The sequence below is a fragment of the Pseudomonas cistanchae genome (genome assembly GCF_054483635.1).
Genome location: NZ_JBTLWN010000005.1, coordinates 126,331 through 147,289 on the forward strand (window position 1 = coordinate 126,331; position 20,959 = coordinate 147,289).

Here is a 20,959-nt window from a genome sequence, read left to right on the forward strand (position 1 = left end):
CCGGTCAACTGTCGCGGCGCAGGTCCGGCGGAATCGGCAGGTCGGGCAGCGGCGCAGGACGCTTGCCCTTCCCCGACTTGTATTGGCGTAGCTGGTAGACGTACGCCAATACCTGGGCAACCGCCAGGTACAGGCCGGCGGGAATTTCCTGATCCAGTTCCGTGGAATAGAACACCGCACGGGCCAACGCGGGCGACTCCAGCAGCATGACCTTATGTTCCTGGCCGATTTCGCGAATCTTCAACGCGGTGAAGTCACTGCCCTTGGCCAGCAACATTGGCGCACTACCGGCGGCCGGGTCGTATTTCAGGGCGACGGCGAAGTGGGTCGGGTTGGTGATGATCACATCGGCCTGGGGCACCGCCTGCATCATGCGTCGCTCGGTCATCTCCCGCTGCAGCTGGCGAATGCGCTGTTTGACTTCCGGCTTGCCCTCGCTGTCCTTGTACTCGTCGCGCACTTCCTGCTTGGTCATCATCAACTTCTGCTTGTTGCTCCACAGCTGGAACGGCACGTCCACCGCTGCGATCAGCATCAGCCCGCACGACATCCACAGCGCGCTCCAGCCAACCACCTCGAGCGCATGGATGATCGCCACTTCCACCGGCTCATAGCCAATGGCAAGCAAATCGTCCTTGTCGGCAGCCAGCACCACCAGCGCCACCATTAGAATCACCACGAATTTGGCGAATGCCTTTACCAGTTCCGCCAGGGCCTGCAGGGAGAACATGCGCTTGATGCCGGACAGCGGATTCATTCGGCTGAACTTCGGCGTCATGGCCCCGCCCGAGAACAGCCAGCCGCCGAGGCCGATGGGACCGACGATGGAGGCGATCAGCAGGGCGACCAGCAACGGCATGATCCCATCCAGGGCAATCCTGCCAGCGGCCAGCAGTAGAATCGCCATGTTGTTTTCATCCATGACCACTTCTCGGGTCAGGCTGAAGTTGTTCTGCATGATGGCCAGCAGTGCGTTACCCAAGCTGCCGCCAGAGGCCAGCAGCGCACCTGTGCCCGCCAGCATCACGGCAAGGGTATTGAGCTCTTTGGAACGGGCGATCTGACCTTTCTCGCGAGACTCGCGCAGGCGTTTCGCCGTGGGTTCCTCGCTTTTATCGGCACCGCTGTCGGATTCAGCCATATCTGATCCTCAGCTCGCTTGAGCCATTTCACGGAGAAACTGCAGGGCTTCGGTGGCGAACACCTGGTAATGCGCGAGGATATCGGCCATGCCGATCCACACGATGATGAAGCCGAGCAGGAGTGTCAGCGGGAAGCCGATGGAGAAAATGTTCAACTGCGGCGCCGCCCGGGTCATGACCCCGAAGGCCAGGTTGACCACCAGCAAGGCGGTGATCGCTGGCAGCACCAGCAGCAGCGCCGCGCCGAATACCCAGCCCAGCTTGTTGGCAATCGTCCAGTAATGGTTGGTGAGCAGGCCGGTGCCGACCGGCATGGTGACAAAGCTCTCGGCGAGCACCTCGAACACCACCAGATGGCCGTTCATGGCCAGAAACAGCAGGGTTACCAGCATCATGAAGAACTGGCCGATCACCGGCACCGAGATGCCATTGGCCGGGTCCATCATCGAGGCAAAGCCCAATCCCATCTGCCCCGCCAGCAGTTGCCCGGCAATCACGAAAGCCTGAAAGAACAGTTGCAGAACGAACCCCAGCATCACCCCGATCAGCACTTCCTGGGCGATCATCACGAACGACTGCACGCTGATCGCATCGACCTCAGGCATCGGCGGCAACGTCGGCATGATAACCATGCACACGGCCAGCGACAGGTACATGCGGATGCGCGTGGGCACCAGCTGGGTTCCGATGATCGGCATGACCATGAACATCGAGGCGATGCGAAACAGCGGCAGTACGAAACTGCCTACCCAGCCGCCGATCTGCGCATCGCTGAGCTCGAGCATGTCAGCCGATCAGCATCGGAATATTCATGAACAGGTTCTGCGTGTACTCCATCAACTGGCGTACCAGCCAGGGCCCGAGCCAGATGAGCACCAGCAGAATCACCAGCAAGCGCGGCAGGAAACTCAAGGTCTGTTCGTTGATCTGGGTGGCCGCCTGGAACATCGCCACCACCAGGCCCACCAGCAAGCTGGGCACTACCACCACAGCGACGATCACTGCCGTCAGCCAGAGCGCTTCGCGAAACAGGTCGACCGCGACTTCCGGCGTCATGGCTAAGTCCCCCCGAAGCTGGCGGCCAGGGTGCCCATGATCAGCGCCCAGCCATCAATCAAAACGAACAGCATGATCTTGAACGGCAGGGAGATGATCAGCGGCGAAAGCATCATCATGCCCATCGCCATGAGGATACTGGCCACCACCATGTCGATGATCAGGAACGGGATAAAAATCATGAAGCCGATCTGGAACGCGGTTTTCAACTCGGAGGTGACGAATGCCGGGACCAAAATGGTCAAGGGCGCCTCATCCGGTGTGGCGATGTCGGTGCGCTTCGACAGCCTGACGAACAACTCAAGATCGCTTTCGCGGGTCTGCGCCAGCATGAAGTTCTTCAGCGGCACCTCCGCCCGGCTGAGCGCCTCTTGGGCGGGGAGTTGTTCATTGAGGTAAGGCTGCAGCGCCTCGCGGTTAATCTGATCGAACACCGGCGCCATGATGAACAGCGTCAGAAACAGCGCCAGCCCCACCAGAATCTGGTTCGACGGTGCCTGCTGTAGACCTAGGGCCTGACGCAGGATGGAAAACACGATGATGATGCGGGTGAAGCTGGTCATCAGCATGACGAACGCTGGAATGAAACTCAGCGCGGTCATGATCAACAGAATCTGCAGGCTGACCGAATATTCCTGCTGGCCTTCGGCGTCGGTGCTCAGGGTGATCGCGGGGATGGACAGCGGGTTATCGGCGCCCAGCGCCATGGGTGCAAGCAGGCTGAACAGCAGAACCAGCGCAAGGCGCAATGCACTCATCAAGACTTGTCCTTCTGGTCCTTGCCCAGCAGCTCCATCAGGCGCTGGGCGAACTCGGTACTCGCCGGCTCGCCGTCAGGCAAATGAACCGGCTCGCTCATCACATGCAACGGGGTGATTCGACCAGGCGTGAGCCCGAGCAGGATCTGCTCGCCGCCAATCTGTACCAGCACCAGCCGATCCCGCGGGCCAAGCGCCTGCGTGGCCATCACTTTGATCACCTGGCCGCCGCGCGGAACGATCTGCTGCACGCGCCGCATTACCCAGGCCAAGAGAAAGATCAGGCCGATCACCACCAGCAGGCCCAGCAGCAGTTGCCCCAACTGGGCACCCACTCCGGAACCACCTATGGGCTTGGCGGCCTGCGCGGCAGGCTCAGCGGCAAGCACGGTGAACGGCAACAGCAGGCACATCACGAGCAATTTATTCATGGCGTCAGCGCAGCTTCTGGATGCGTTCGCTCGGGCTGATCACGTCGGTCAGACGGATACCGAACTTCTCATTGACCACCACCACTTCGCCATGGGCGATCAAGGTGCCGTTGACCAGCACATCCAGCGGTTCGCCGGCCAAGCGGTCGAGCTCGATGACCGAGCCCTGGTTGAGCTGCAGCAGGTTGCGGATGGTGATGTTGGTGTTGCCAACCTCCATGGAAATCGACACCGGGATATCCAGGATCACATCCAGGTTCGGCCCTTCCAGATTGACCGGCAGATTGGCTTTGGCGACGCTGCCGAACTCCTCCATCGGCGCACGAGGGGCGGCTGGAGCGGTTACCCCACCGGCGGCGAGCATCGCATCAATGTCGTCCTGTCCGGCGTCGTCGCCGGCCTCGGACAGCGCAGCGGCCCACTCATCGGCCAGTGCCTGCTCTTCGGGTGTGGTGCTTTCTTCATCTGCCATCGTCTGTCCTCGGCTGGCTCAAAGGGGTTACAGCACTGTCGGTCAGCGCTGACGGTCAATCGGTTCAAGTACCTGGAACGCCAGGTTGCCCTTGTGCGCCCCCAGCTTGACCTTGAAGGCGGGCACGCCATTGGCGCGCATGATCACGTTTTCCGGCAACTCCACGGGAATCACGTCGCCCGGTTGCATGTGCAGAATGTCGCGCAGCCGCAGCTGCCGCTTGGCCACCGTGGCGCCGAGCGGCACGCTGACGTCGAGAATGTCTTCGCGCAACGACTTGACCCAGCGCTCGTCCTGATCGTCGACATCGGACTGGAAGCCGGCGTCGAGCATCTCGCGAATCGGTTCGATCATCGAATATGGCATGGTGATGTGCAGGTCGCCGCCACCGCCATCCAGCTCGATGTGGAAGGTCGAGACGACGATGACTTCGCTGGGGCTGACGATGTTCGCCAACGCTGGATTCACTTCCGAATTGACGTATTCGAAGTTGATATCCATCACCGCATGCCAGGCTTCTTTCAGGTCGATGAATGCCTGATCGAGCACCATGCGCACTACCCGCAGCTCGGTCGGGGTGAATTCGCGGCCTTCGATCTTGGCATGACGGCCATCGCCGCCGAAGAAGTTGTCCACCAGCTTGAACACCAGCTTGGCATCCAGAATGAACAGGCCGGTGCCGCGCAACGGCTTCATCTTCACCAGGTTGAGGCTGGTCGGCACATAGAGCGAGTGCACGTACTCGCCGAACTTCATCACCTGCACGCCGCCGACGGCGACATCGGCGGAACGCCGCAACAGGTTGAACATGCTGATCCGCGTGTAGCGGGCGAACCGCTCGTTGATCATTTCCAGGGTCGGCATGCGCCCGCGGACGATACGGTCCTGGCTGGTCAGGTCATATTGCTTGACGCTGCCAGGCTCGGCGGCGTCCTCGGTATCGACCAGTCCATCATCGACGCCATGCAGCAGCGCATCGATCTCATCCTGGGACAGAAGGTCTTGCACAGCCATGCTCGGCTCCTGACTATTGCAACACTAGATTGGTGAACAGCACGCGCTCTACCGCCAAGTTGCCGGTTTCCTTCTGCGCCAGCTCCTGCACGCTGGCAGTGGCCTGCTGCAGCAGCATTTCCTTGCCCACCGGAGTGATCAAGGATTCGAAATCCTGACTGGAAAACAGCATGACCAGCCGATTGCGCAACACCGGCATATGCACCTTCAGCGCATCCAGCGCAGCCTGATCGCGCGCCATCAATGCCACGCTGACCTGCATGTAGCGGGCACGACCTTTGTGATTGAAATTGACCACGAAAGCCGGCGCCAATTCTTCATAAATTGCCGCCTGCTTGACCGGTGCGGCGTTCGCCGCAGCTTCCTGTTCCTGTGCGGCCTTCTCGGCGCTTCCCTTGTTCAGAAAAAACCAGGTGCCCCCCACCGACAGACCCACCGCCACCAGCAACACCACAACAATGAGAATGATCAACTTCAGCTTGCTGGCCGGTTTTACCGCCTGAGCCGCGGCTGGTTCCTGCGGCGCGTTTTTCTTAGCCATGCCAATAATCCGTCACGTGTCAGAGTTCTATACGCTTTCAAAGGGTTAGCAGCAAGTGTTATGCCAGCTTGTCAGGTCTGTTGACCGCAATTCCGACTGGAGATGCGACCCCATTGACTCGAGTCAAAAAACCGCGGCCCTCAAAGCAAGACGCCCGGCGCTCTTTCGAGGCCGGGCGAGATGCAGTTTAGTTCAGTGCGGCAGTGGACTACAGCGCTTAGCGATCTACGCGTAGAAATCCACCATGCCACGTCCACCGCTCAGCGGGCTGTGCTTAAGTTCGACGGCATGGCCTGTCAGGTCACTCTCGCTACCAGCAAGCAGCTCGCTGCCCGAACTGCCACGACCTCGGCCGTCATTCTCCTGCCCCTGCCACCCACGATTGAGCGACTGATCGGATACGTTGGCGTCCATGGTCATGCCCTGCTGGGCAAACATTTCGCGCAAACGATGCATCTGCCCTTCCAGTGCTTCCCGCACGTTGGCGTTCGGGCTGGCAAAGGTCACCTGGGTCTGATCTTGGTTAACGCTAATGCGCACATCCAGACGACCCAGCTCGGCCGGGTCGAGCTGAATTTCGGCCGACTTGAGGTTCTGGCTGGACAACAGCATGACCCGATCCACGACCGCCTCGCTCCATCCGCCCTGGTGCATGGCGATCGGCTGCCCCGGTGCCAGCGGAGTACGCGGCGCCTGCGCGGCCTGTTGACCAATCGCCTGGCTCAAGGCGCTGAGCTTGCTAACAAAGTTTTCGGGGCGCGTATCCGCCGAGCTCTCCTTGAGGGCTTCCAGGCCTTCGCGGGTCAGCTCCAGCAGCGGTACATCAAGGCTGTCTTCGGGAGGAGCGTCCAGTTGCTGGCTGCCCATCGCCGCCATCGCGCTGGCGAAACTCTGCCCGGCACTGAGTGTTGCTTGGTTTGCCTGTCCGGTTGGTGATGCCTGTTCGGCTGCAGCGGCCTTCGCTTTGGCGCCCAGTTCAAGCGCCATCTGTACGGCAGGCATCTGATTGAGCGCGTCGATCTCGGGGTCGAAGCTGGCGTCGGTCATGCTGGCTGGCCCTGAACTGAGCAAGCTCGAATTGGCCACCATGGCCGGATCGGCCTGCGCCTCGCTACCCAGTTGCAACGCCGGGTCTGTGCTCACCTCGGCCGGCGGCTCGGCCATCCCCATACCCAGCAGGAGCAACGGATCCAGCACTGGCTCGTCGCTCTCGGCCTCGGTCGGCAAAGCCTTGCCGCTATCGGCAACAACCGGTTGTTCCACGGCATCGCCAGGAACCACGCTGGCGTCTCCCTTGGGCTCCGGCTGGGCGTTTCGATCGGCCTTGGCAGCACCTTCGGCGCGCTCGGCCGACTTCGCCTGACGCTCCTTGGCATACACCTGAGCGAAGCTGGAGGCCTCGTTCTTGCGCGGCTCAGCTGGCCTTTCCGGCGTTTTGGCGGCGCTCGGCCTGGGCTTTATTTCGGGTGCCGACTTGAGCAGCATATCGGGAGCGACGGACATGGATAGTCTCCGTTCGGGATGGTTCGTAACGGAGAGATAGCAAAGGATGGGCCAACTCTGCTCAGCACCGCAAAGCAGGCAATGGCGGTTACAGGCGGTAGCGTTGCCGATCGGATTTCAACAGGATGCGAACGATGGCGAACTCACGCTCGACCTGCTCAATCAGCTCGGGCGCCTCGTCCATCAGCTCGCGCCGACCGACTTCTTCGAGGTGCTTGCACAGATTGGCGAGCATCAGCGCGCCCATGTTGCTGCAGCTACCTTTGAAGCTATGCGCCGCCAGCCGCAGACCCTGTGCATCGCCGGTGGTGTTGGCGTGACGAAGCAGGCGCAGACGTTCTTCCGAATCGGCCAGGAAAGTATCCAACAGCACCGGATACTCGTCTTCCATGACGTCCTGCAATGAAGCCAGAACAGCGCTGTCGAGATGAATATCGGACAAGGGGTTACTCCCCGGACGGAAAGCGCTGGATTATGCCTCAGCGGACCATGAAAACTCCACGCAGATGCCCCGGCCGTCGTCGCCCAAGGTACACCGTTCGCTCAACTGCTGAACCAGCGCCAGGCCTCGGCCAAACAGGCTGTTGGCGTGCAGTCGCTGCTCCATGACGCGGTTTCTGTCGAACCCGGCACCGCTGTCCTCGACCCGCACGATCAGTCGCCCGCCCTTAGCTTCCGGCACCAGTTGCAGGTGAAAACGTACGTAGCCGTCATCCAGCTTGGCGAGGCGCTCGCCGCGCTGCTGGTAGTAATCGGCAAAGCCCTCGGCGTTGCATTTAAGGGCCGAGTCCAGCCCCAGCACACCGTGCTCCAGGGCATTGGAATACAGCTCGGCGAGCACGCTGAACAGCGCTCCAGCCTGCGGTCGCAGTCCGCGTACCTCCAGCAGAAGTTGAAGCAGGAATGGCAGCGGATTGAAGCGTTTCAGGGTTTCGCCGCGAAATTCAAACGTGGCCGACCAGTCCGATGGGCTGCTTTGCCCACTGTCGGCGAAGCGCAAGAGCGGTCGATTCAACACGACCTCCTCGACCATGCTCACTTCAACCAGACTGACATCGTCCTGCTGCTCGCCCCTGAACAGCGCGAGGGCTTGCTGAATCTCGGCAAACAGCTGGTCCGGCACCTGGCTATGGGCAAAGACCTCAAGCAGGCGTGCCTCGCCGAACTGCTCGGCCTGGTCGTTGCACGCTTCGAGCACGCCGTCGGAAAGCAGCAGAACGCGGTCACCGGTATGCAGCGGATAGACCTCGTACGCATCGTTGAACTGCTTTGGGTCGAGAATGCCCAGTGGCAAGTGACGCGATACCAGCGGCGTATGCTGGCCGTCCTTGCGCAGCAGGTAGCCATCCGGCAGCCCGCCGTTCCACACCTCGACCACTTGCCGCTGAAAGCTGATATTGAGCACGGTGGCGCAGCAGAATACGCCCATCGGCAGGATGTGCTTGAGCTTGGCGTTGATCTCGCGAAGGATTTCCCCCAGGTGATGCCCCTTGGCGGTCATGCCATAGAACACCTCGGCCAGCGGCATCGCGCCAATCGCCGCCGGCAGGCCATGGCCGGTGAAATCGCCGAGCAGCACGTGCATACCACCCGAGGGGTTGTAGGCGGCCAGCAACAGGTCGCCGTTGAACAGCGCGAACGGCGACTGCAGGTAGCGGATATTCGGTGCGTCCAGGCAGCCGGAATGGGCCACCTTGTCGAACACCGCCTTGGCCACGCGCTGTTCGGTAAGCAGGTGTTCGTTATGCATGGCAATCAGGTCGCGCTGCTGCAACACCGTTGCCTGCAAACGGCGCAGGCGATCCATGGCCTTGATCTTGGCTTCGAGAATGACGCGGTTATAGGGCTTGGCGAGGAAGTCGTCCCCCCCCGCATCCAGGCAGCGCACCAGCGCCTCGCCTTCGGTCAGCGAGGTCAGGAAGATGATCGGAACCAGCGCCTCGCCGGCGATCTCCTTGATCCGGCGCGCGGCGTCGAAGCCATCCATCACCGGCATCAGCGCGTCCATCAGCACGAGCTGGGGACGCTCCTGCTCGAACAGCGCAACCGCCTCCAACCCGTTGCTCGCAGTCAGGGCTCGATGGCCCTGGCGGCTGACGATGGTCGAGAGCAGCATGCGGTCCGCCGCATTGTCCTCGGCGATCAGAATGGACAGGCGCGCCGGCATGATCGAGGACTCGCTTAAGCGATCTGGAAGAGTTGTTCGAAATTGGAGATGGCGAGGATCTTCCGGACATCCGGGTTGCAATGCAGCAAGCGGATCTGGGCCTGATCACCGCCGGCATGATCGCGCAGCAGCAACAACATGCCGAGTGCGGAACTGTCGAGGTAAGTGGTGCCCTTGAGATCGACCACGTAGCTTTTCGGGGTTGAATTGACGCGCTCGTAGGCGTCGCGAAATTCCTGATGGGCACCAAAATCGAAACGCCCCTGAATAACGATGGTCAGCTCTTGCCCATCCGACGAGGGCAGCGAGGTGATGGCCATGAACCACTCCTTAAATCCGGCAGATAAAATCGACGATTCGCGTCTAGGTCGCCGTTTGCGGAAACTACCGACGCACAAGCCGTATGATCAAGATGTAGCACCCAGAGTCCCATGCGGCAACTGCAATCAACTCAAATCGCGACCCGACAGACGTTGCGCCAGTTCGTCGAGCAGTTTTTGCTCGCGCTTGTCCTCAGCACGACGCGCTTCATCCAGGTAGCGCTGCACCAATTTGCGCAACCCTTCCAGACGGGCGTAGCGCTTCTGCCAGACCTCGCGAACCTGCGCCACGTTGTTGCGATGCCAGTTCACTGTGTTGCGTTGCTGACCGATGGCCACTTCGAGCTGGGAAAGAAACCGCTGGTAGTTCATCAGCCACTGACCTGAGACACCGCGTTGGCCTTCATTGATCCACTGTTGTTGATAGTCGCCGCGGTAAATTTCCAGCTCGCCGAGTTTCACCTCGGCCTGGCTGAGCAATCCCTGGCTATGGCCAAGCTGCAGCGCCGCCTCGCGCTCGGCACGCTCGGCCATTTCCACCACAGGCCCGAGACGGGCGGCGCGGCTCTGCGACACTGGTTAGGAGGCCGGCGCAGCAGGGTTGATGGTGGCCGCCAGCAGCTCGCTGCTGCGCTGCAGGTGTTCGCTCTCGCGCAGGCCCTGGCGCAGGTAACGCACCATTGCGGGTTGGCGAGCGATGGCCAGGTCGGTGTCGGCGTCGCCGCCGGGCACGTAGGCACCCACACTGATCAGGTCGCGGCTTTGCTGGTAACGCGACCACAGTTGTTTGAAGCGTTGGGAGTTCTTCAGGTGTTCGGCGGAAACCACCTGCGGCATCACCCGGCTGATCGACGCTTCGATATCGATGGCCGGGTAATGCCCTTCCTCGGCAAGGCGACGCGACAAGACGATATGCCCGTCGAGAACGCCTCGGGCCGCATCGGCGATCGGATCCTGCTGATCATCGCCTTCGCTGAGCACGGTGTAGAAAGCGGTAATCGAGCCGCCGCCTTTCTCGGCATTGCCGGCACGTTCGACCAGCCTTGGCAGCTTGGCGAACACCGACGGCGGATACCCCTTGGTTGCGGGCGGCTCACCGATGGCCAGGGCGATTTCGCGCTGGGCCTGGGCGAAGCGGGTCAGCGAGTCCATCAGCAGCAGCACGTTCTTGCCCTTGTCGCGGAAGTATTCCGCGATCCGGGTGCAGTACATCGCGGCGCGCAAACGCATCAACGGCGCTTCGTCCGCGGGCGATGCCACCACCACGGAACGTTTGATCCCCTCCTCGCCGAGGATTTCGTCGATGAACTCCTTGACCTCACGGCCACGCTCACCGATCAGGCCGACGACGATGATGTCCGCCTCCGTAAAGCGGGTCATCATGCCGAGCAGCACGCTCTTGCCGACCCCAGTACCGGCAAACAACCCAAGCCGCTGACCCCGACCAACCGTAAGCAAGCCGTTGATACTGCGGATGCCCACGTCCAGCGGCGTGTTGATCGGGTTGCGGTTGAGCGGGTTGATCGTCGGGCCGTCCAGCGGCACCCAGTCCTCGGCTTTCATGCCGCCCTTGCCATCCAGCGCGCGGCCGGTGCCGTCCAGCACCCGCCCGAGCATCGACATGCCCATGGGCAGACGGCCAGTGTCGGGCAACGGCACCACCCGCGCACCCGGCGCAATCCCGGCCAGGCTGCCGACCGGCATCAGGTAAATCTTGCCGTTGGAAAACCCCATGACCTCCGCCTCAACCTGTACTGGCTGATAGCTGTCGTCGTTGATCACCAGGCAGCGATTGCCCAGGGCCGCTCGCAGGCCTTCGGCTTCGAGGGTCAGGCCCACCATGCGCAGCAGGCGGCCTTCGACCACCGGCTGGGTGGGCAACTGAATGGCGGTGTTGTAGCCCGCCAGGCGCTTGGCAAAACTGGTGCGCTCAATGCGCATCGGTCGAGTCGCCGGCAGCATCGAGATTGATCGAGATATCGGCAGCAGGCACCTGAGTCGCCTGTTCGCGACGTTGCTCGAAGAGTTGCTTGAGTACCTGGCTGAGACGGGTTTCGGTGCTCGCATCAATTCGGCTGTGCTCGCTTTCGACGCGGCAACCACCCGCCATCAGGGAGTCGTCTTCGAGAATGCGCCAGCTTTCCTCGTGACGGTCGCGCAGGGCTTTGACCATCTCAAAATCCTGCGGGTTGAGGTGAATGCGCACATTGCTTGCGCCCATGGGTAACAGCTTCAGCGCCTCGCGCAACACTTGGCGAATCTGCGAGGAGTCGGTGCTCAATTCCCGCTGGATGACCTGACGCGCCATGTGGCTGACGAGCTCGACCAGCGCAGCTTCGACCTGTTGGTCCTGCTCGGCGATTGGATCGAACAGCTGGCCCATCAGTTGTTCGAGACCGGCGAGCCTGGCATTCAGAGCAACCTCAGCTTCCTGGCGGGCCTTCAACTGACCGGCACGAAAGCCGTCCTTCTCGCCGGTGCTGAAGCCTTCGTTATAGGCGTCCTGACGAATCGCCTCGAGCTCGTCCAACGTCAAGGGTTTGACGTCCTCCAGCAGGACGTCTTCGACCTCCTGGGGCGCTTCGGCTGGGCTTGCCGCCGCAGCCGGTTCGGGGGAATGCACCTCGCTGGCTTCTGTGGTTTCGCCGTGCTCGTCGAAACTGGGCAGCGACCAGCGATCAAAGCCGCCGATGTCCTTCGCGCGAATCAGTTCGCTGGGCACTTCCTTGGAAGCCATGCTCAATATCCTTCAGTTAGACCATTTCTTCGCCGCCCTTGCCGCCAAGGACGATTTCCCCGGCTTCGGCCATACGGCGGGCAATGGTAAGGATTTCTTTCTGCGCCGTTTCCACGTCGCTGACCCGCACCGGGCCCTTGGCTTCCAGATCGTCGCGCAGCAGTTCGGCGGCGCGCTTGGACATGTTCTTGAAGACCTTTTCCTTGATCGCTTCGTCGGCGCCCTTGAGTGCCAGCACCAGCACGTCGGACGACACTTCGCGCAGCAGTGCCTGAATGCCGCGATCGTCGACATCGGCCAGGTTGTCGAAGACGAACATCAGGTCTTCGATCTGCGAGGACAGGTCTTCGTCGACTTCGCGGATCGAATCCATCAACTGACCTTCGATCGAGCTGTCGAGGAAGTTCATGATGTCGGCCGCCCGCTTGACGCCGCCCATGGACGCGCGAGTGGTGTTGGAGCTGCCGGAGAACTGCTTCTCGAGAATCTGGTTGAGTTCCTTCAGCGCCGCTGGCTGCACGGTATTCAGCGACGAGACACGCAGAACGATATCCAGCCGCACCTTGTGATCGAAATGGCCGAGTACTTCACCGGCCTGATCGGGATCGAGGTAAGCGACCACGATCGCCTGGATCTGCGGATGCTCGTAGCGGATCACATCGGCCACGGCACGCGGCTCCATCCATTTCAGGCTGTCGAGGCCGCTGGTGCTACCGCCGAGCAGAATCCGGTCGATCAGATTGCCGGCTTTGTCTTCACCGAGCGCCTGGGTGAGCATCTTGCGAATGTAGCCGTCGGCGCCAACGCCCAGGCTGGTCTGGTCGCCGACGATATCGACGAACTCGCCCATCACCTGCTCGACCTGCTCGCGATGGATGTTGCGCATGCCAGCCATGGCGACGCCGACCCGCTGCACTTCCTTCGGCCCGAGGTGTCGCAGCACCTGCGCTGCGTCGGTTTCGCCGAGCGAGAGCAGAAGGATCGCGGCTTTGTCGACCTTGCTCAACTTGCTGATACGGGCGTTGTCGTTACTCATCGGCGTTGATCCACTCTTTTACCACTTGGGCGACGCGGCCCGGGTCTTCAGCAACCAGGCTCTTGATCGCATTCAGTTGTCCATCATACCCCTCGCTCGGGCTGGGCAGGAGGATGCTTTGCGGGCCACCGAGGCTCACCCGATCTTCGGACAGCTCGCCATCCAGCCCACCCATCTCACCCAGTTCGACGTCGCGCCCACCATTACTCGCCAGGCCCCGGTTCTTACCGCCACCGGTAATGTTGTTCAACACCGGACGCAGTACACCGAATACCAGTACCAGGATGAACAGCACACCGAGCACTTGCTTGACGATGTCCCAGAACCACGGCTGGGTGTAGAACGGAATTTCGATGATCTCTTCGCCAGCGCTGGCGGCAAACGCGGTGTTGATCACGCTGACGCTGTCGCCACGGCTGGCGTCGAAGCCGACCGAGTCCTGAACCAGGCGAGTGAAACGCGCCAGTTCGTCACTGGTCCACGGCACGCGGCTGGTTTCGCCGGTAGCCGCATCAACAACCACCTGGTCGTCCACCACCACGGCAACCGACAGCCGGCGTAAACGGCCCTGCTGCTGCTTGGTGTAGCTGATCGAGCGGTCCAGTTCAAAATTGCGGGTGGATTGTTCGCGCTTGTCGGCCGGGTAAGGGGCGAGCATCGGCTGACCGGTTGCCGGGTCGACCACCTGTTCGCCGTTGGCATCCAGCAATGGCTGGCCTGCCGCTACCGGACCGGCGATCGCCGCGGCGCCGCCCGCTTGTTCTGGCGCTGCAGCCGCACCGGGCGGTTGATTGCTCAACGCACCGGGAACGCCCTGGGGGCCGGAACTGCTGGTGCGCTGCTCGTTGACCTGCTGCTCGCTGCGCAGTGCCGGTTGATCGGGGTTGAACATTTCCGAGGTCGATTCGACCGCGCTGAAATCCACATCCGCGGACACTTCCGCCTTGTAGCGGCCTGCGCCGAGCACGGGCTGCAGAATGTTGTGCACGCGTTGGGTAAACAGGCTTTCCATGCGCCGGCTGTAATCGAACTGCTTGCCAGCCATGCTCAGTTCGGAAAGCTCCTGCTGATCGGACAGCAGATTGCCTTTCTGATCGACGACCGTGACCTGGCCCTTGTCCATTTCCGGTACGCTGCTCGCGACCAGATTGACGATGGCCATGACCTGGCTGGGTTCCAGACTGCGTCCAGAGTACAGCTCGACCAGCACCGAGGCACTCGGCTTGCGCTCGTCGCGGACAAACACCGAACTCTTCGGAATGGCCAGGTGCACGCGCGCCGCCTTGACGTTGTTCAGGCTCGAGACGGTACGCGCCAGCTCGCCTTCCAGGCCGCGGCGGTACTGGGTCGCTTCCATGAACTGGCTGGTGCCGAGCCCCTGCTCCTTGTCGAGAATCTCGAAACCGACGTTGCTGTCGCTTGGCGCCACACCGGCTGCCGCCAGACGCATGCGAGCCCGCGCCAGGTCATCGGACTTGACCAGCAAGGCACCGGAATTCGGCTCGACGGTAAATTGAATGTCAGCGGCGGTGAGGGTTTCCATCACCTGGGTGGAATCCATACCGTCCAGGCTGCCATACAGCGGACGGTAATCTGGCTGCTGCGACCACAACACCACGGCAAAGCCGATGGCCACGCTGGCGGCCAGGCCGACCAACAGGCCGATCTGCCGCAACATCGACATGTCGGAAAGATTTTCCAGAAAGGTCAAACCAAAGAGTGGTTTCTTTGGTTCATCGCCACCCAGGGTGGCGGGTACGGTTGCAACGACTGCTTCGGCCATGATCTAGAACCCTACCCGTTAAACCGGCATCTGCATGATGTCTTGATACGCCTGGACCAACTTGTTGCGCACCTGCGTCATGGCCTGCATCGACACGCTGGCTTTTTGCGAGGCGATCATCACGTCAGTCAGGTCGATACCGCTGTTGCCCATTTCAAAAGCCGTGGCCAACTGGGTGGACGCTTGCTGGGTCTCATGAACCTTGTTCACTGCCTGACCGAGCATTTCCGAGAAACTCGGAGCGCCGGGCTCAGGTGCGCTGGTCACGGGCTTCTGCCGCGCCATCGCTTCGGTCTGCATGGAACGCATTTCCAACATCAGACGATTGAATTCAACACCTTGGCTCATGACCTTCCTCCACGTCCGCAGTTTTTTGACGCTGTGCGGCTAGTAACAGGGAGATTGCAACAAGGATGCCAGGTAATGGCGAAGGGGATATTAAAGGCTTGAAGCGCCGGCAGAAGCCGGCGCCATGCGCGCGAGAGAGAGGTGACGGAGATCCAGCAGCGAGGCGTTGCGGGCTAAGCGGTCACTCCTGAAAGCTGAATCCACGCTCCATGACCTAGGCCCGAGACTTACCGTTGACGGTGAAGCGCGAGATTGGCGGTCGGACTATTCGAGGGGTAACGCGACGCGCAACCCATTTCAGATCCTGATGCGCATGACGCTTTTAGCTGGCGAAAAGATAAGCCTCCACATCCATGCCGGCATCGCGCATCTGCGCCAGCTTGTAGCGCAGCGTGCGCGGGCTGATGCCCAGCCGCTCAGCGGCTTCCTTGCGGCGCCCGCGCTCGGAGCGCAGGGTATCGATGATCATCTGAAATTCGTGACGGCGCATGTCATCGCCAAGCGCACCCGCCTCTCCGGCCGACTCCATTGCTACCGGAGCAGGCATACTTGCCGGCACCATGCTCAGCAGCGGTGGCGTGATCGGCGCCTGGCTGCCGATAGGAGCGGTCAGGCACAAGTCCTGGGGCTGGATCAGACCGCCCTGCTGCAGAATCAAGGCCCGCTGAATGGCGTTGTCCAATTCGCGCACGTTGCCTGGCCAGGCGTGCGCCGTCAGGCTGGCTTGCGCCTGCGGAGAAAAGCGCACGGGGGCGTGATTCATTTTTTTGACGTATTTACCCAGCAGCCGCTCGGCCAGCGGCATGATGTCCGCCGGACGCTCGCGCAGCGGCCGCCACGCCAGCGGAAACACCGAAAGGCGATAGTAGAGGTCCTCGCGGAAACGACCCGCCGCCACTTCGCTCGCCAGGTCGCGGTTGCTGGTGGCCAGCACGCGAATGTCGAGGATGATCGGCTTGCGCGCTCCCACTCGCTCGACCTCGCGCTCCTGCAGCACGCGCAACAGCTTGGCCTGCAATCCCAGCGGCATTTCGGAAATTTCGTCGAGCAAAATGGTGCCGCCTTCGGCCATCTCGAACTTGCCAGGCGCACTGGCAATCGCGCCGGTGAAGGCGCCCTTTTCATGGCCGAACAGCGTGGCCTCGAGCATGTTGTCGGGAATGGCTGCGCAGTTGATGGCGATAAACGGTTTGGTTGCTCGCCGCGATTGCTGGTGGATATAGCGCGCCAGGACTTCCTTGCCGGTGCCGGACTCGCCAGTGATCAGCACCGTCGAATCGCTTTGCGCGACGCGGGTCGCCAGTTCCAGCAATTGCAGACTCGCTGGCTCGCGCGCAACCGGGCCATCCTGGTCGTTGCTGCTCAATCGGCCGAGGGCGTGACGCTCCACCAGCGTCAACAACGCCTTGGGCTCGAAAGGTTTGACCAGGTAATCCGCTGCGCCCTGGCGCATGGCATCCACCGCGCGCTCGACGGCACCATACGCCGTCATCAACAGCATTGGCAGTTGTGGCTGGCGCTGGCGAATCAAGGCCAGCAACTGGTGGCCATCCATGCCCGGCATGTTGACGTCGCTCACCACCAGGCCGAACGGCTCTTCGGCGATGGCCAGCAGCGCTGCTTCGGCGCAATCCACCGCGCGGAACTCATGGCCGGCGAGGCTCAGGGTGTCGGCCAGGGCTTCGCGCAGGGCGCGGTCGTCTTCCACCAACAGAACTTTGGCAGCCATGATCAATACTCCTGAAGCGAAGGGTGCGCCGCTGCGATGAGCGGCAATATCAACAAGGCGCAGGTACCGCGATCTGGGCGCGAACGCAGCTGCAGCTCACCCTGGTGGGCACGTGCAACCGCTTTGACCACTGCCAGGCCGAGCCCGGTGCCGGTGGTCTTGGTCGTGAAGAAGGGTTCGCCCAACCGCGCCAGGGTGGCAGGCGCTATGCCGGGGCCGTTATCGCTGACACACAGACGCAGGGTGCCGCCACGCTGATACAGGTGAATCTTCAGCTGAACCTCGCGGCCGCCGGCCTGGATGGCGTTTTCCAACAGATTGAGCACAGTGCCGACCAAGGTGTCGCGGTTGCACAACAACTCGCCAACGCGGCTGTCGCACTGCCAGCGAACGTCCATGCCCTGCACATGGGGCTCGGCCGCCGCGCGCAGTGAGTCGAACAATGCGCTGGGCGCGATACGATCCGGCAGCGGCAGGTCGCCACGGGCAAAAATCAGCATGTCGCGCACCTGGTGTTCAAGCTCATGCAAGCGCTCTTTCAGGCGGCCGGCGAAACGCTGCTGCTGTTCGGCCGGCAAGACCTGCTCGGTCAGATGACTGGCGTAAAGCAACGCGGCCGATAAAGGCGTGCGGATCTGATGGGCCAGCGAAGCGACCATCCGCCCCAAAGCAGAAAGGCGCTCATGGCGAGACAACTGATCCTGCAGGCGACGGGTTTCTGTCAGGTCGGTCAGCAACACCAATTGCCCGGGCTCGGCATTCAGCGAGCGAGTGGCGATCGACAGCCGCCGGCCGTCCTTCATGGATATTTCGTGGCCGTCATCTTCCCGAGGGGCAAAATTGCGGGCGATGACCTCGCGCCAGAGCATGCCAGCCAAGGGTTTGCCCAGTTGGGTACGGGCGGCCGGGTTGGCTTCCCGCACCACACCTTGCCCATCGATGACGATCACCCCGCCTGGCAGTAGATCGAGCAGGCTCTGCAGGCGATTGGCCAGGCGCTCTTTCTCGGCAAGCTCCTGCATGCGCTGGGCGCTGACCAATGCCAGCTGCCCCTTGAGCTCGGTCACGCGCGCCTCGAGCATGCTGTACGACTCATTGAGCTGGGTCGACATCTGGTTGAACAGGGAAAACGCCTGCTCCAGGCCAGCACGGCTCGCGTCCTCCAGGGGAGCGGCCTGAGCGGGTTCAGCATTCAGCGGGGTCACGGATGGTTTCATGGTTCTCTCTCGCGCAGCGAGCCGTCATAAGACAGTCAGTTGCAAGAGAGATAGCAATACCCGTGCCTAAAAATTAATCCTTATTTATCAATTGCTTGATAAATACAGCCGGGGAATTCGTCAATCCTTCGGCTTTATTCGGCAGGCCCGCGCCAAGGTACTGACAGCGGGAGGGTGAAGGGAGCGCAAGCGTTGCGCCGTTCTTGATGGCGCAACGCCCCGGTAAGGACAATAGATTCGCTTATTCGTCGAACTGGCCTTCGTCATCGCGACGGCCCATACCGTATTTGCGCATTTTCTCGACCAGGGTGGTTCGCCGAATACGCAGCCGTTCTGCAGCCCGCGCCACGATACCGTTGGCATCGTCCAGGGCTTGCTGAATCAACCCCTGCTCAAGGTTGCCCAGGTAGTCTTTGAGGTCCAGCCCTTCCGGTGGCAGCATGGCGGGCGAATCCAGGCCCGGCAGACCGGCCACAATGGCTGCGCGCTCTTCTAGTTCATCGCGCAGGCTGGTTACCAGGTCCTCGTCTTCATCGTCGACATGGCGAAACTTCTTCGGCAACTCACCAACCCCGATCACGCCGTAGGGATGCATGATCGCCATGCGCTCCACCAGGTTGGCCAGCTCACGCACGTTACCCGCCCAGTCGTGGCGACACAGCGACATGATGGCAGCGGAGTTGAAACGGATCGAACCACGCTTCTCGAACTCCATGCGCGAAATCAGTTCGTTCATCAGCAGCGGAATATCTTCGATACGCTCACGCAGCGGCGCCATTTCGATGGGAAACACGTTCAGGCGGTAATAAAGGTCTTCGCGAAAGCTGCCCGCCTCGATCATCTGCTCGAGGTGCTTGTGGGTTGCCGCGATGATGCGCACATCGGCATGCTGGGTCTTATTGCTGCCTACGCGCTCGAATGTGCGCTCCTGCAATACCCGCAGCAGCTTGACTTGCATCGGCAACGGCATGTCGCCAATTTCGTCAAGAAACAGGGTGCCGCCATTCGCCAGTTCGAAACGGCCGGAGCGGCTGGTAATCGCTCCGGTGAACGCGCCCTTCTCATGGCCGAACAGTTCGCTTTCGAGCAGCTCGGCAGGGATGGCGCCGCAGTTCACCGGCACAAAGGGCCCATCGCGACGCTTGGAGTGGTAATGCAGGTTGCGCGCGACTACTTCCTTGCCCGTACCGGACTCGCCCAGGATCAGCACGCTCGCCTCGGTATCGGCAACCTGCGCCATCATCTGGCGAACCTGCTGAATCGCGCGGCTGGTACCCACCAGGCTGCGAAACAAATTGGTCTCGCGCTGCCGTCCGCGGTCCCGGGCCTGGTCGTACATCTCGCGATAAACCTGGGCACGGTGCAGCGAGTCGAGCAGCTTGTTGTAGCTCGGTGGCATTTCCAGGCTGGCGAGAATGCGTCGACGCAACTCATCCGGCCAGTCGGGAGCCGCCTGCTCGCCGAGCAACAGCAGCGGCAGGAATTCATCCCACTCCTCGACCTGCTTGAGCAGCTCCAGGGCACCGCCCCTGCCTTGTACCTCGCCAAGCAGGACAGTAAGAATTTCGCGACTGGACGATAGCGATGCCACTTCGTCCTGCCAGGTTTTGCTATCGCAGGCGAGGTGATCTTCGCCGAGGAAGTTCAGGATGACGGCCAAATCTCGCCGGCGCTCCTGATTGTCATCAATCAACAGAATTTTGGTTTCACGCCACATAGTGTTTGATCTGGCCCAGGGAGTGAAAGAAACGACGCGATCAGACCGATCCAGCCGCAAGCAATTGGCCAGTAGTTAAGTCAATTTTTTGGATGCAGTCAATTTTATGGCGTGCTTTTTTGCATGATCCGACAGACAACCTAAGCGGCTGTTTGGAATATCAGGAGCGCTGGACAGGCGATAAGAGCACGCAAAATCTGCGGCGCGCACAGGAGTGCGCGCGGGGGATGAAAATGACTGCTCAGGCTTAACCGAACAACTGATAAACCTTGGCACCCTGCTGCGAATGGTTCAGCTGCAGAAGCTCCGCAGCCAAGCGCTGCTGTTCGGACTGGCAGACAGTCACCAGCTCGCGATACAGATCGAGAAGCTCCTGCATACGGGCACGCAGCATGTCCTGATCAGGCGTGGCATCGACCATCGCCTCATCGACTGCCTGACGGCACTGTATATCGAGCGCACCGATGGCGGCCCAATCCTTAGTCGCCAATGCAGTGCGTAGTGCGCTACCGGTTTCTTGCAGACGCTGAACAGACTGACTCATGAAACATGCTCCTCAAACGAAACGCCATCACTGACTGATTGCGTCCCAACCGGTCTTTACATCACGCAGAAGACTCGCCACTTCATCCAGAGGAGCGGCTTCGTTTTTCAGGTTAGCCTCAACCAGGCGCGAAATCATGTACTCGTAGAGCCTGTCCAGATTGCCGGCCACTTCGCCGCCTGCTTCCAGATTCAACCCTTCGCGCAGCCCACCGATGATACCGATGGCCTTGCCAATCAGCTCGCCTTTGAGCGCCGTCTGATTACGCTCTACCGCACCGCGGGCTTGCGCCAGGCGAGTGAGGCCGCCCTCCATGAGCATTTGGATCAACCGATGCGGGCTGGCTTCAACGGCTTGGGCGTGGGTATTGACGTTTTGATATTGCTTGAGGGCAGCCATTGCGTTCATCGTTGATCCTCGCTGTTCATCATTGCCGATACTATT

At 61.2% G+C, this 20,959-nt stretch carries 23 protein-coding genes; all 23 read right to left on the reverse strand.

Translation table 11 applies throughout. The annotated features are described in order from the left end of the window. Positions 1–4: 4 nt before the first annotated feature. Positions 5–1,141, reverse strand: coding sequence for a flagellar biosynthesis protein FlhB (gene flhB / locus ACX0MV_RS14960; protein WP_458983314.1), 1,137 nt, complete (start codon positions 1,139–1,141; stop codon positions 5–7). Between the two features lie 9 nt (positions 1,142–1,150). After that, entirely contained in the window at positions 1,151–1,927 is a 777-nt protein-coding gene (gene fliR / locus ACX0MV_RS14965) for a flagellar biosynthetic protein FliR (RefSeq protein ID WP_458983315.1), read from the reverse strand. Between the two features lies 1 nt (position 1,928). Continuing rightward, positions 1,929–2,198 carry a flagellar biosynthesis protein FliQ gene (gene fliQ / locus ACX0MV_RS14970; protein ID WP_458983316.1) on the reverse strand — a complete coding sequence of 90 codons (270 nt, stop codon included), beginning with the start codon at positions 2,196–2,198 and terminating at the stop codon, positions 1,929–1,931. Positions 2,199–2,200: 2 nt separating this feature from the next. Beyond that, positions 2,201–2,956 (reverse strand): flagellar type III secretion system pore protein FliP, encoded by a 756-nt coding sequence (gene fliP, locus ACX0MV_RS14975; protein WP_458983317.1) that lies wholly within the window; start codon positions 2,954–2,956, stop codon positions 2,201–2,203. Then, positions 2,956–3,387, reverse strand: a complete 432-nt coding sequence (gene fliO, locus ACX0MV_RS14980; protein WP_458983318.1) for a flagellar biosynthetic protein FliO — start codon at positions 3,385–3,387, stop codon at positions 2,956–2,958. Before fliO ends, fliP begins: the two co-directional genes overlap by 1 nt. A gap of 4 nt (positions 3,388–3,391) precedes the next feature. Continuing rightward, entirely contained in the window at positions 3,392–3,859 is a 468-nt protein-coding gene (gene fliN, locus ACX0MV_RS14985; RefSeq protein WP_458983319.1) for a flagellar motor switch protein FliN, read from the reverse strand. A 42-nt stretch (positions 3,860–3,901) separates the two neighbouring features. Continuing rightward, complete coding sequence (gene fliM, locus ACX0MV_RS14990) at positions 3,902–4,873, reverse strand: flagellar motor switch protein FliM (RefSeq protein WP_458983320.1); 972 nt, start codon at positions 4,871–4,873, stop codon at positions 3,902–3,904. 13 nt (positions 4,874–4,886) lie between these two features. Continuing rightward, on the reverse strand, positions 4,887–5,414 hold the full coding sequence (gene fliL, locus ACX0MV_RS14995; protein WP_458983321.1) for a flagellar basal body-associated protein FliL: 528 nt from the start codon (positions 5,412–5,414) through the stop codon (positions 4,887–4,889). A gap of 225 nt (positions 5,415–5,639) precedes the next feature. Then, positions 5,640–6,917, reverse strand: coding sequence for a flagellar hook-length control protein FliK (locus ACX0MV_RS15000; RefSeq protein ID WP_458983322.1), 1,278 nt, complete (start codon positions 6,915–6,917; stop codon positions 5,640–5,642). Positions 6,918–7,005: 88 nt separating this feature from the next. Further along, positions 7,006–7,359: an Hpt domain-containing protein gene (locus tag ACX0MV_RS15005; protein WP_458983323.1), complete on the reverse strand. Its 354-nt coding sequence runs from the start codon at positions 7,357–7,359 to the stop codon at positions 7,006–7,008. A gap of 30 nt (positions 7,360–7,389) precedes the next feature. Then, entirely contained in the window at positions 7,390–9,084 is a 1,695-nt protein-coding gene (locus tag ACX0MV_RS15010) for a SpoIIE family protein phosphatase (protein ID WP_458983324.1), read from the reverse strand. Positions 9,085–9,098: 14 nt separating this feature from the next. After that, positions 9,099–9,404, reverse strand: a complete 306-nt coding sequence (locus tag ACX0MV_RS15015; RefSeq protein ID WP_458983325.1) for an STAS domain-containing protein — start codon at positions 9,402–9,404, stop codon at positions 9,099–9,101. 126 nt (positions 9,405–9,530) lie between these two features. Further along, positions 9,531–9,980: a flagellar export protein FliJ gene (fliJ, locus tag ACX0MV_RS15020; RefSeq protein ID WP_458983326.1), complete on the reverse strand. Its 450-nt coding sequence runs from the start codon at positions 9,978–9,980 to the stop codon at positions 9,531–9,533. Between the two features lie 3 nt (positions 9,981–9,983). Further along, entirely contained in the window at positions 9,984–11,345 is a 1,362-nt protein-coding gene (gene fliI, locus ACX0MV_RS15025; protein WP_458983327.1) for a flagellar protein export ATPase FliI, read from the reverse strand. Further along, entirely contained in the window at positions 11,335–12,141 is an 807-nt protein-coding gene (gene fliH / locus ACX0MV_RS15030) for a flagellar assembly protein FliH (RefSeq protein WP_458983328.1), read from the reverse strand. Before fliH ends, fliI begins: the two co-directional genes overlap by 11 nt. Before the next feature lie 16 nt (positions 12,142–12,157). After that, positions 12,158–13,177 (reverse strand): flagellar motor switch protein FliG, encoded by a 1,020-nt coding sequence (fliG, locus tag ACX0MV_RS15035; RefSeq protein WP_458983329.1) that lies wholly within the window; start codon positions 13,175–13,177, stop codon positions 12,158–12,160. Next, positions 13,170–14,960 (reverse strand): flagellar basal-body MS-ring/collar protein FliF, encoded by a 1,791-nt coding sequence (gene fliF / locus ACX0MV_RS15040; protein ID WP_458983330.1) that lies wholly within the window; start codon positions 14,958–14,960, stop codon positions 13,170–13,172. The genes fliG and fliF overlap by 8 nt, the downstream gene beginning before the upstream one ends. 18 nt (positions 14,961–14,978) lie before the next feature. After that, a complete protein-coding gene (gene fliE, locus ACX0MV_RS15045; protein ID WP_458983331.1) occupies positions 14,979–15,308 on the reverse strand; it encodes a flagellar hook-basal body complex protein FliE in 330 nt (109 codons plus the stop codon). Between the two features lie 322 nt (positions 15,309–15,630). After that, positions 15,631–17,037 (reverse strand): sigma-54-dependent response regulator transcription factor FleR, encoded by a 1,407-nt coding sequence (fleR, locus tag ACX0MV_RS15050; protein ID WP_458983332.1) that lies wholly within the window; start codon positions 17,035–17,037, stop codon positions 15,631–15,633. Between the two features lie 2 nt (positions 17,038–17,039). Then, positions 17,040–18,254 carry a sensor histidine kinase gene (locus ACX0MV_RS15055; RefSeq protein WP_458983333.1) on the reverse strand — a complete coding sequence of 405 codons (1,215 nt, stop codon included), beginning with the start codon at positions 18,252–18,254 and terminating at the stop codon, positions 17,040–17,042. 241 nt (positions 18,255–18,495) lie between these two features. After that, entirely contained in the window at positions 18,496–19,971 is a 1,476-nt protein-coding gene (locus ACX0MV_RS15060; protein WP_458983334.1) for a sigma-54 dependent transcriptional regulator, read from the reverse strand. A 247-nt stretch (positions 19,972–20,218) separates the two neighbouring features. After that, positions 20,219–20,515 (reverse strand): flagellar protein FliT, encoded by a 297-nt coding sequence (locus ACX0MV_RS15065; RefSeq protein WP_458983335.1) that lies wholly within the window; start codon positions 20,513–20,515, stop codon positions 20,219–20,221. A 27-nt stretch (positions 20,516–20,542) separates the two neighbouring features. Continuing rightward, complete coding sequence (gene fliS, locus ACX0MV_RS15070) at positions 20,543–20,923, reverse strand: flagellar export chaperone FliS (protein WP_458983336.1); 381 nt, start codon at positions 20,921–20,923, stop codon at positions 20,543–20,545. Between the last annotated feature and the right edge of the window lie 36 nt (positions 20,924–20,959).

Bases quoted from the DNA above. Each gene is read 5' to 3' on its own strand.
- fliL (WP_458983321.1), bottom strand. From the start codon at position 5,414: ATGGCTAAGAAAAACGCGCCGCAGGAACCAGCCGCGGCTCAGGCGGTA.
- ACX0MV_RS15010 (WP_458983324.1), bottom strand. From the start codon at position 9,084: ATGCCGGCGCGCCTGTCCATTCTGATCGCCGAGGACAATGCGGCGGAC.
- fliO (WP_458983318.1), bottom strand. From the start codon at position 3,387: ATGAATAAATTGCTCGTGATGTGCCTGCTGTTGCCGTTCACCGTGCTT.
- ACX0MV_RS15015 (WP_458983325.1), bottom strand. From the start codon at position 9,404: ATGGCCATCACCTCGCTGCCCTCGTCGGATGGGCAAGAGCTGACCATC.
- ACX0MV_RS15060 (WP_458983334.1), bottom strand. From the start codon at position 19,971: ATGTGGCGTGAAACCAAAATTCTGTTGATTGATGACAATCAGGAGCGC.
- fleR (WP_458983332.1), bottom strand. From the start codon at position 17,037: ATGGCTGCCAAAGTTCTGTTGGTGGAAGACGACCGCGCCCTGCGCGAA.
- ACX0MV_RS15055 (WP_458983333.1), bottom strand. From the start codon at position 18,254: ATGAAACCATCCGTGACCCCGCTGAATGCTGAACCCGCTCAGGCCGCT.
- fliN (WP_458983319.1), bottom strand. From the start codon at position 3,859: ATGGCAGATGAAGAAAGCACCACACCCGAAGAGCAGGCACTGGCCGAT.
- ACX0MV_RS15000 (WP_458983322.1), bottom strand. From the start codon at position 6,917: ATGTCCGTCGCTCCCGATATGCTGCTCAAGTCGGCACCCGAAATAAAG.
- fliI (WP_458983327.1), bottom strand. From the start codon at position 11,345: ATGCGCATTGAGCGCACCAGTTTTGCCAAGCGCCTGGCGGGCTACAAC.
- fliM (WP_458983320.1), bottom strand. From the start codon at position 4,873: ATGGCTGTGCAAGACCTTCTGTCCCAGGATGAGATCGATGCGCTGCTG.
- fliF (WP_458983330.1), bottom strand. From the start codon at position 14,960: ATGGCCGAAGCAGTCGTTGCAACCGTACCCGCCACCCTGGGTGGCGAT.
- fliE (WP_458983331.1), bottom strand. From the start codon at position 15,308: ATGAGCCAAGGTGTTGAATTCAATCGTCTGATGTTGGAAATGCGTTCC.
- fliH (WP_458983328.1), bottom strand. From the start codon at position 12,141: ATGGCTTCCAAGGAAGTGCCCAGCGAACTGATTCGCGCGAAGGACATC.
- fliP (WP_458983317.1), bottom strand. From the start codon at position 2,956: ATGAGTGCATTGCGCCTTGCGCTGGTTCTGCTGTTCAGCCTGCTTGCA.
- fliS (WP_458983336.1), bottom strand. From the start codon at position 20,923: ATGAACGCAATGGCTGCCCTCAAGCAATATCAAAACGTCAATACCCAC.
- fliG (WP_458983329.1), bottom strand. From the start codon at position 13,177: ATGAGTAACGACAACGCCCGTATCAGCAAGTTGAGCAAGGTCGACAAA.
- flhB (WP_458983314.1), bottom strand. From the start codon at position 1,141: ATGGCTGAATCCGACAGCGGTGCCGATAAAAGCGAGGAACCCACGGCG.
- fliQ (WP_458983316.1), bottom strand. From the start codon at position 2,198: ATGACGCCGGAAGTCGCGGTCGACCTGTTTCGCGAAGCGCTCTGGCTG.
- fliR (WP_458983315.1), bottom strand. From the start codon at position 1,927: ATGCTCGAGCTCAGCGATGCGCAGATCGGCGGCTGGGTAGGCAGTTTC.
- ACX0MV_RS15065 (WP_458983335.1), bottom strand. From the start codon at position 20,515: ATGAGTCAGTCTGTTCAGCGTCTGCAAGAAACCGGTAGCGCACTACGC.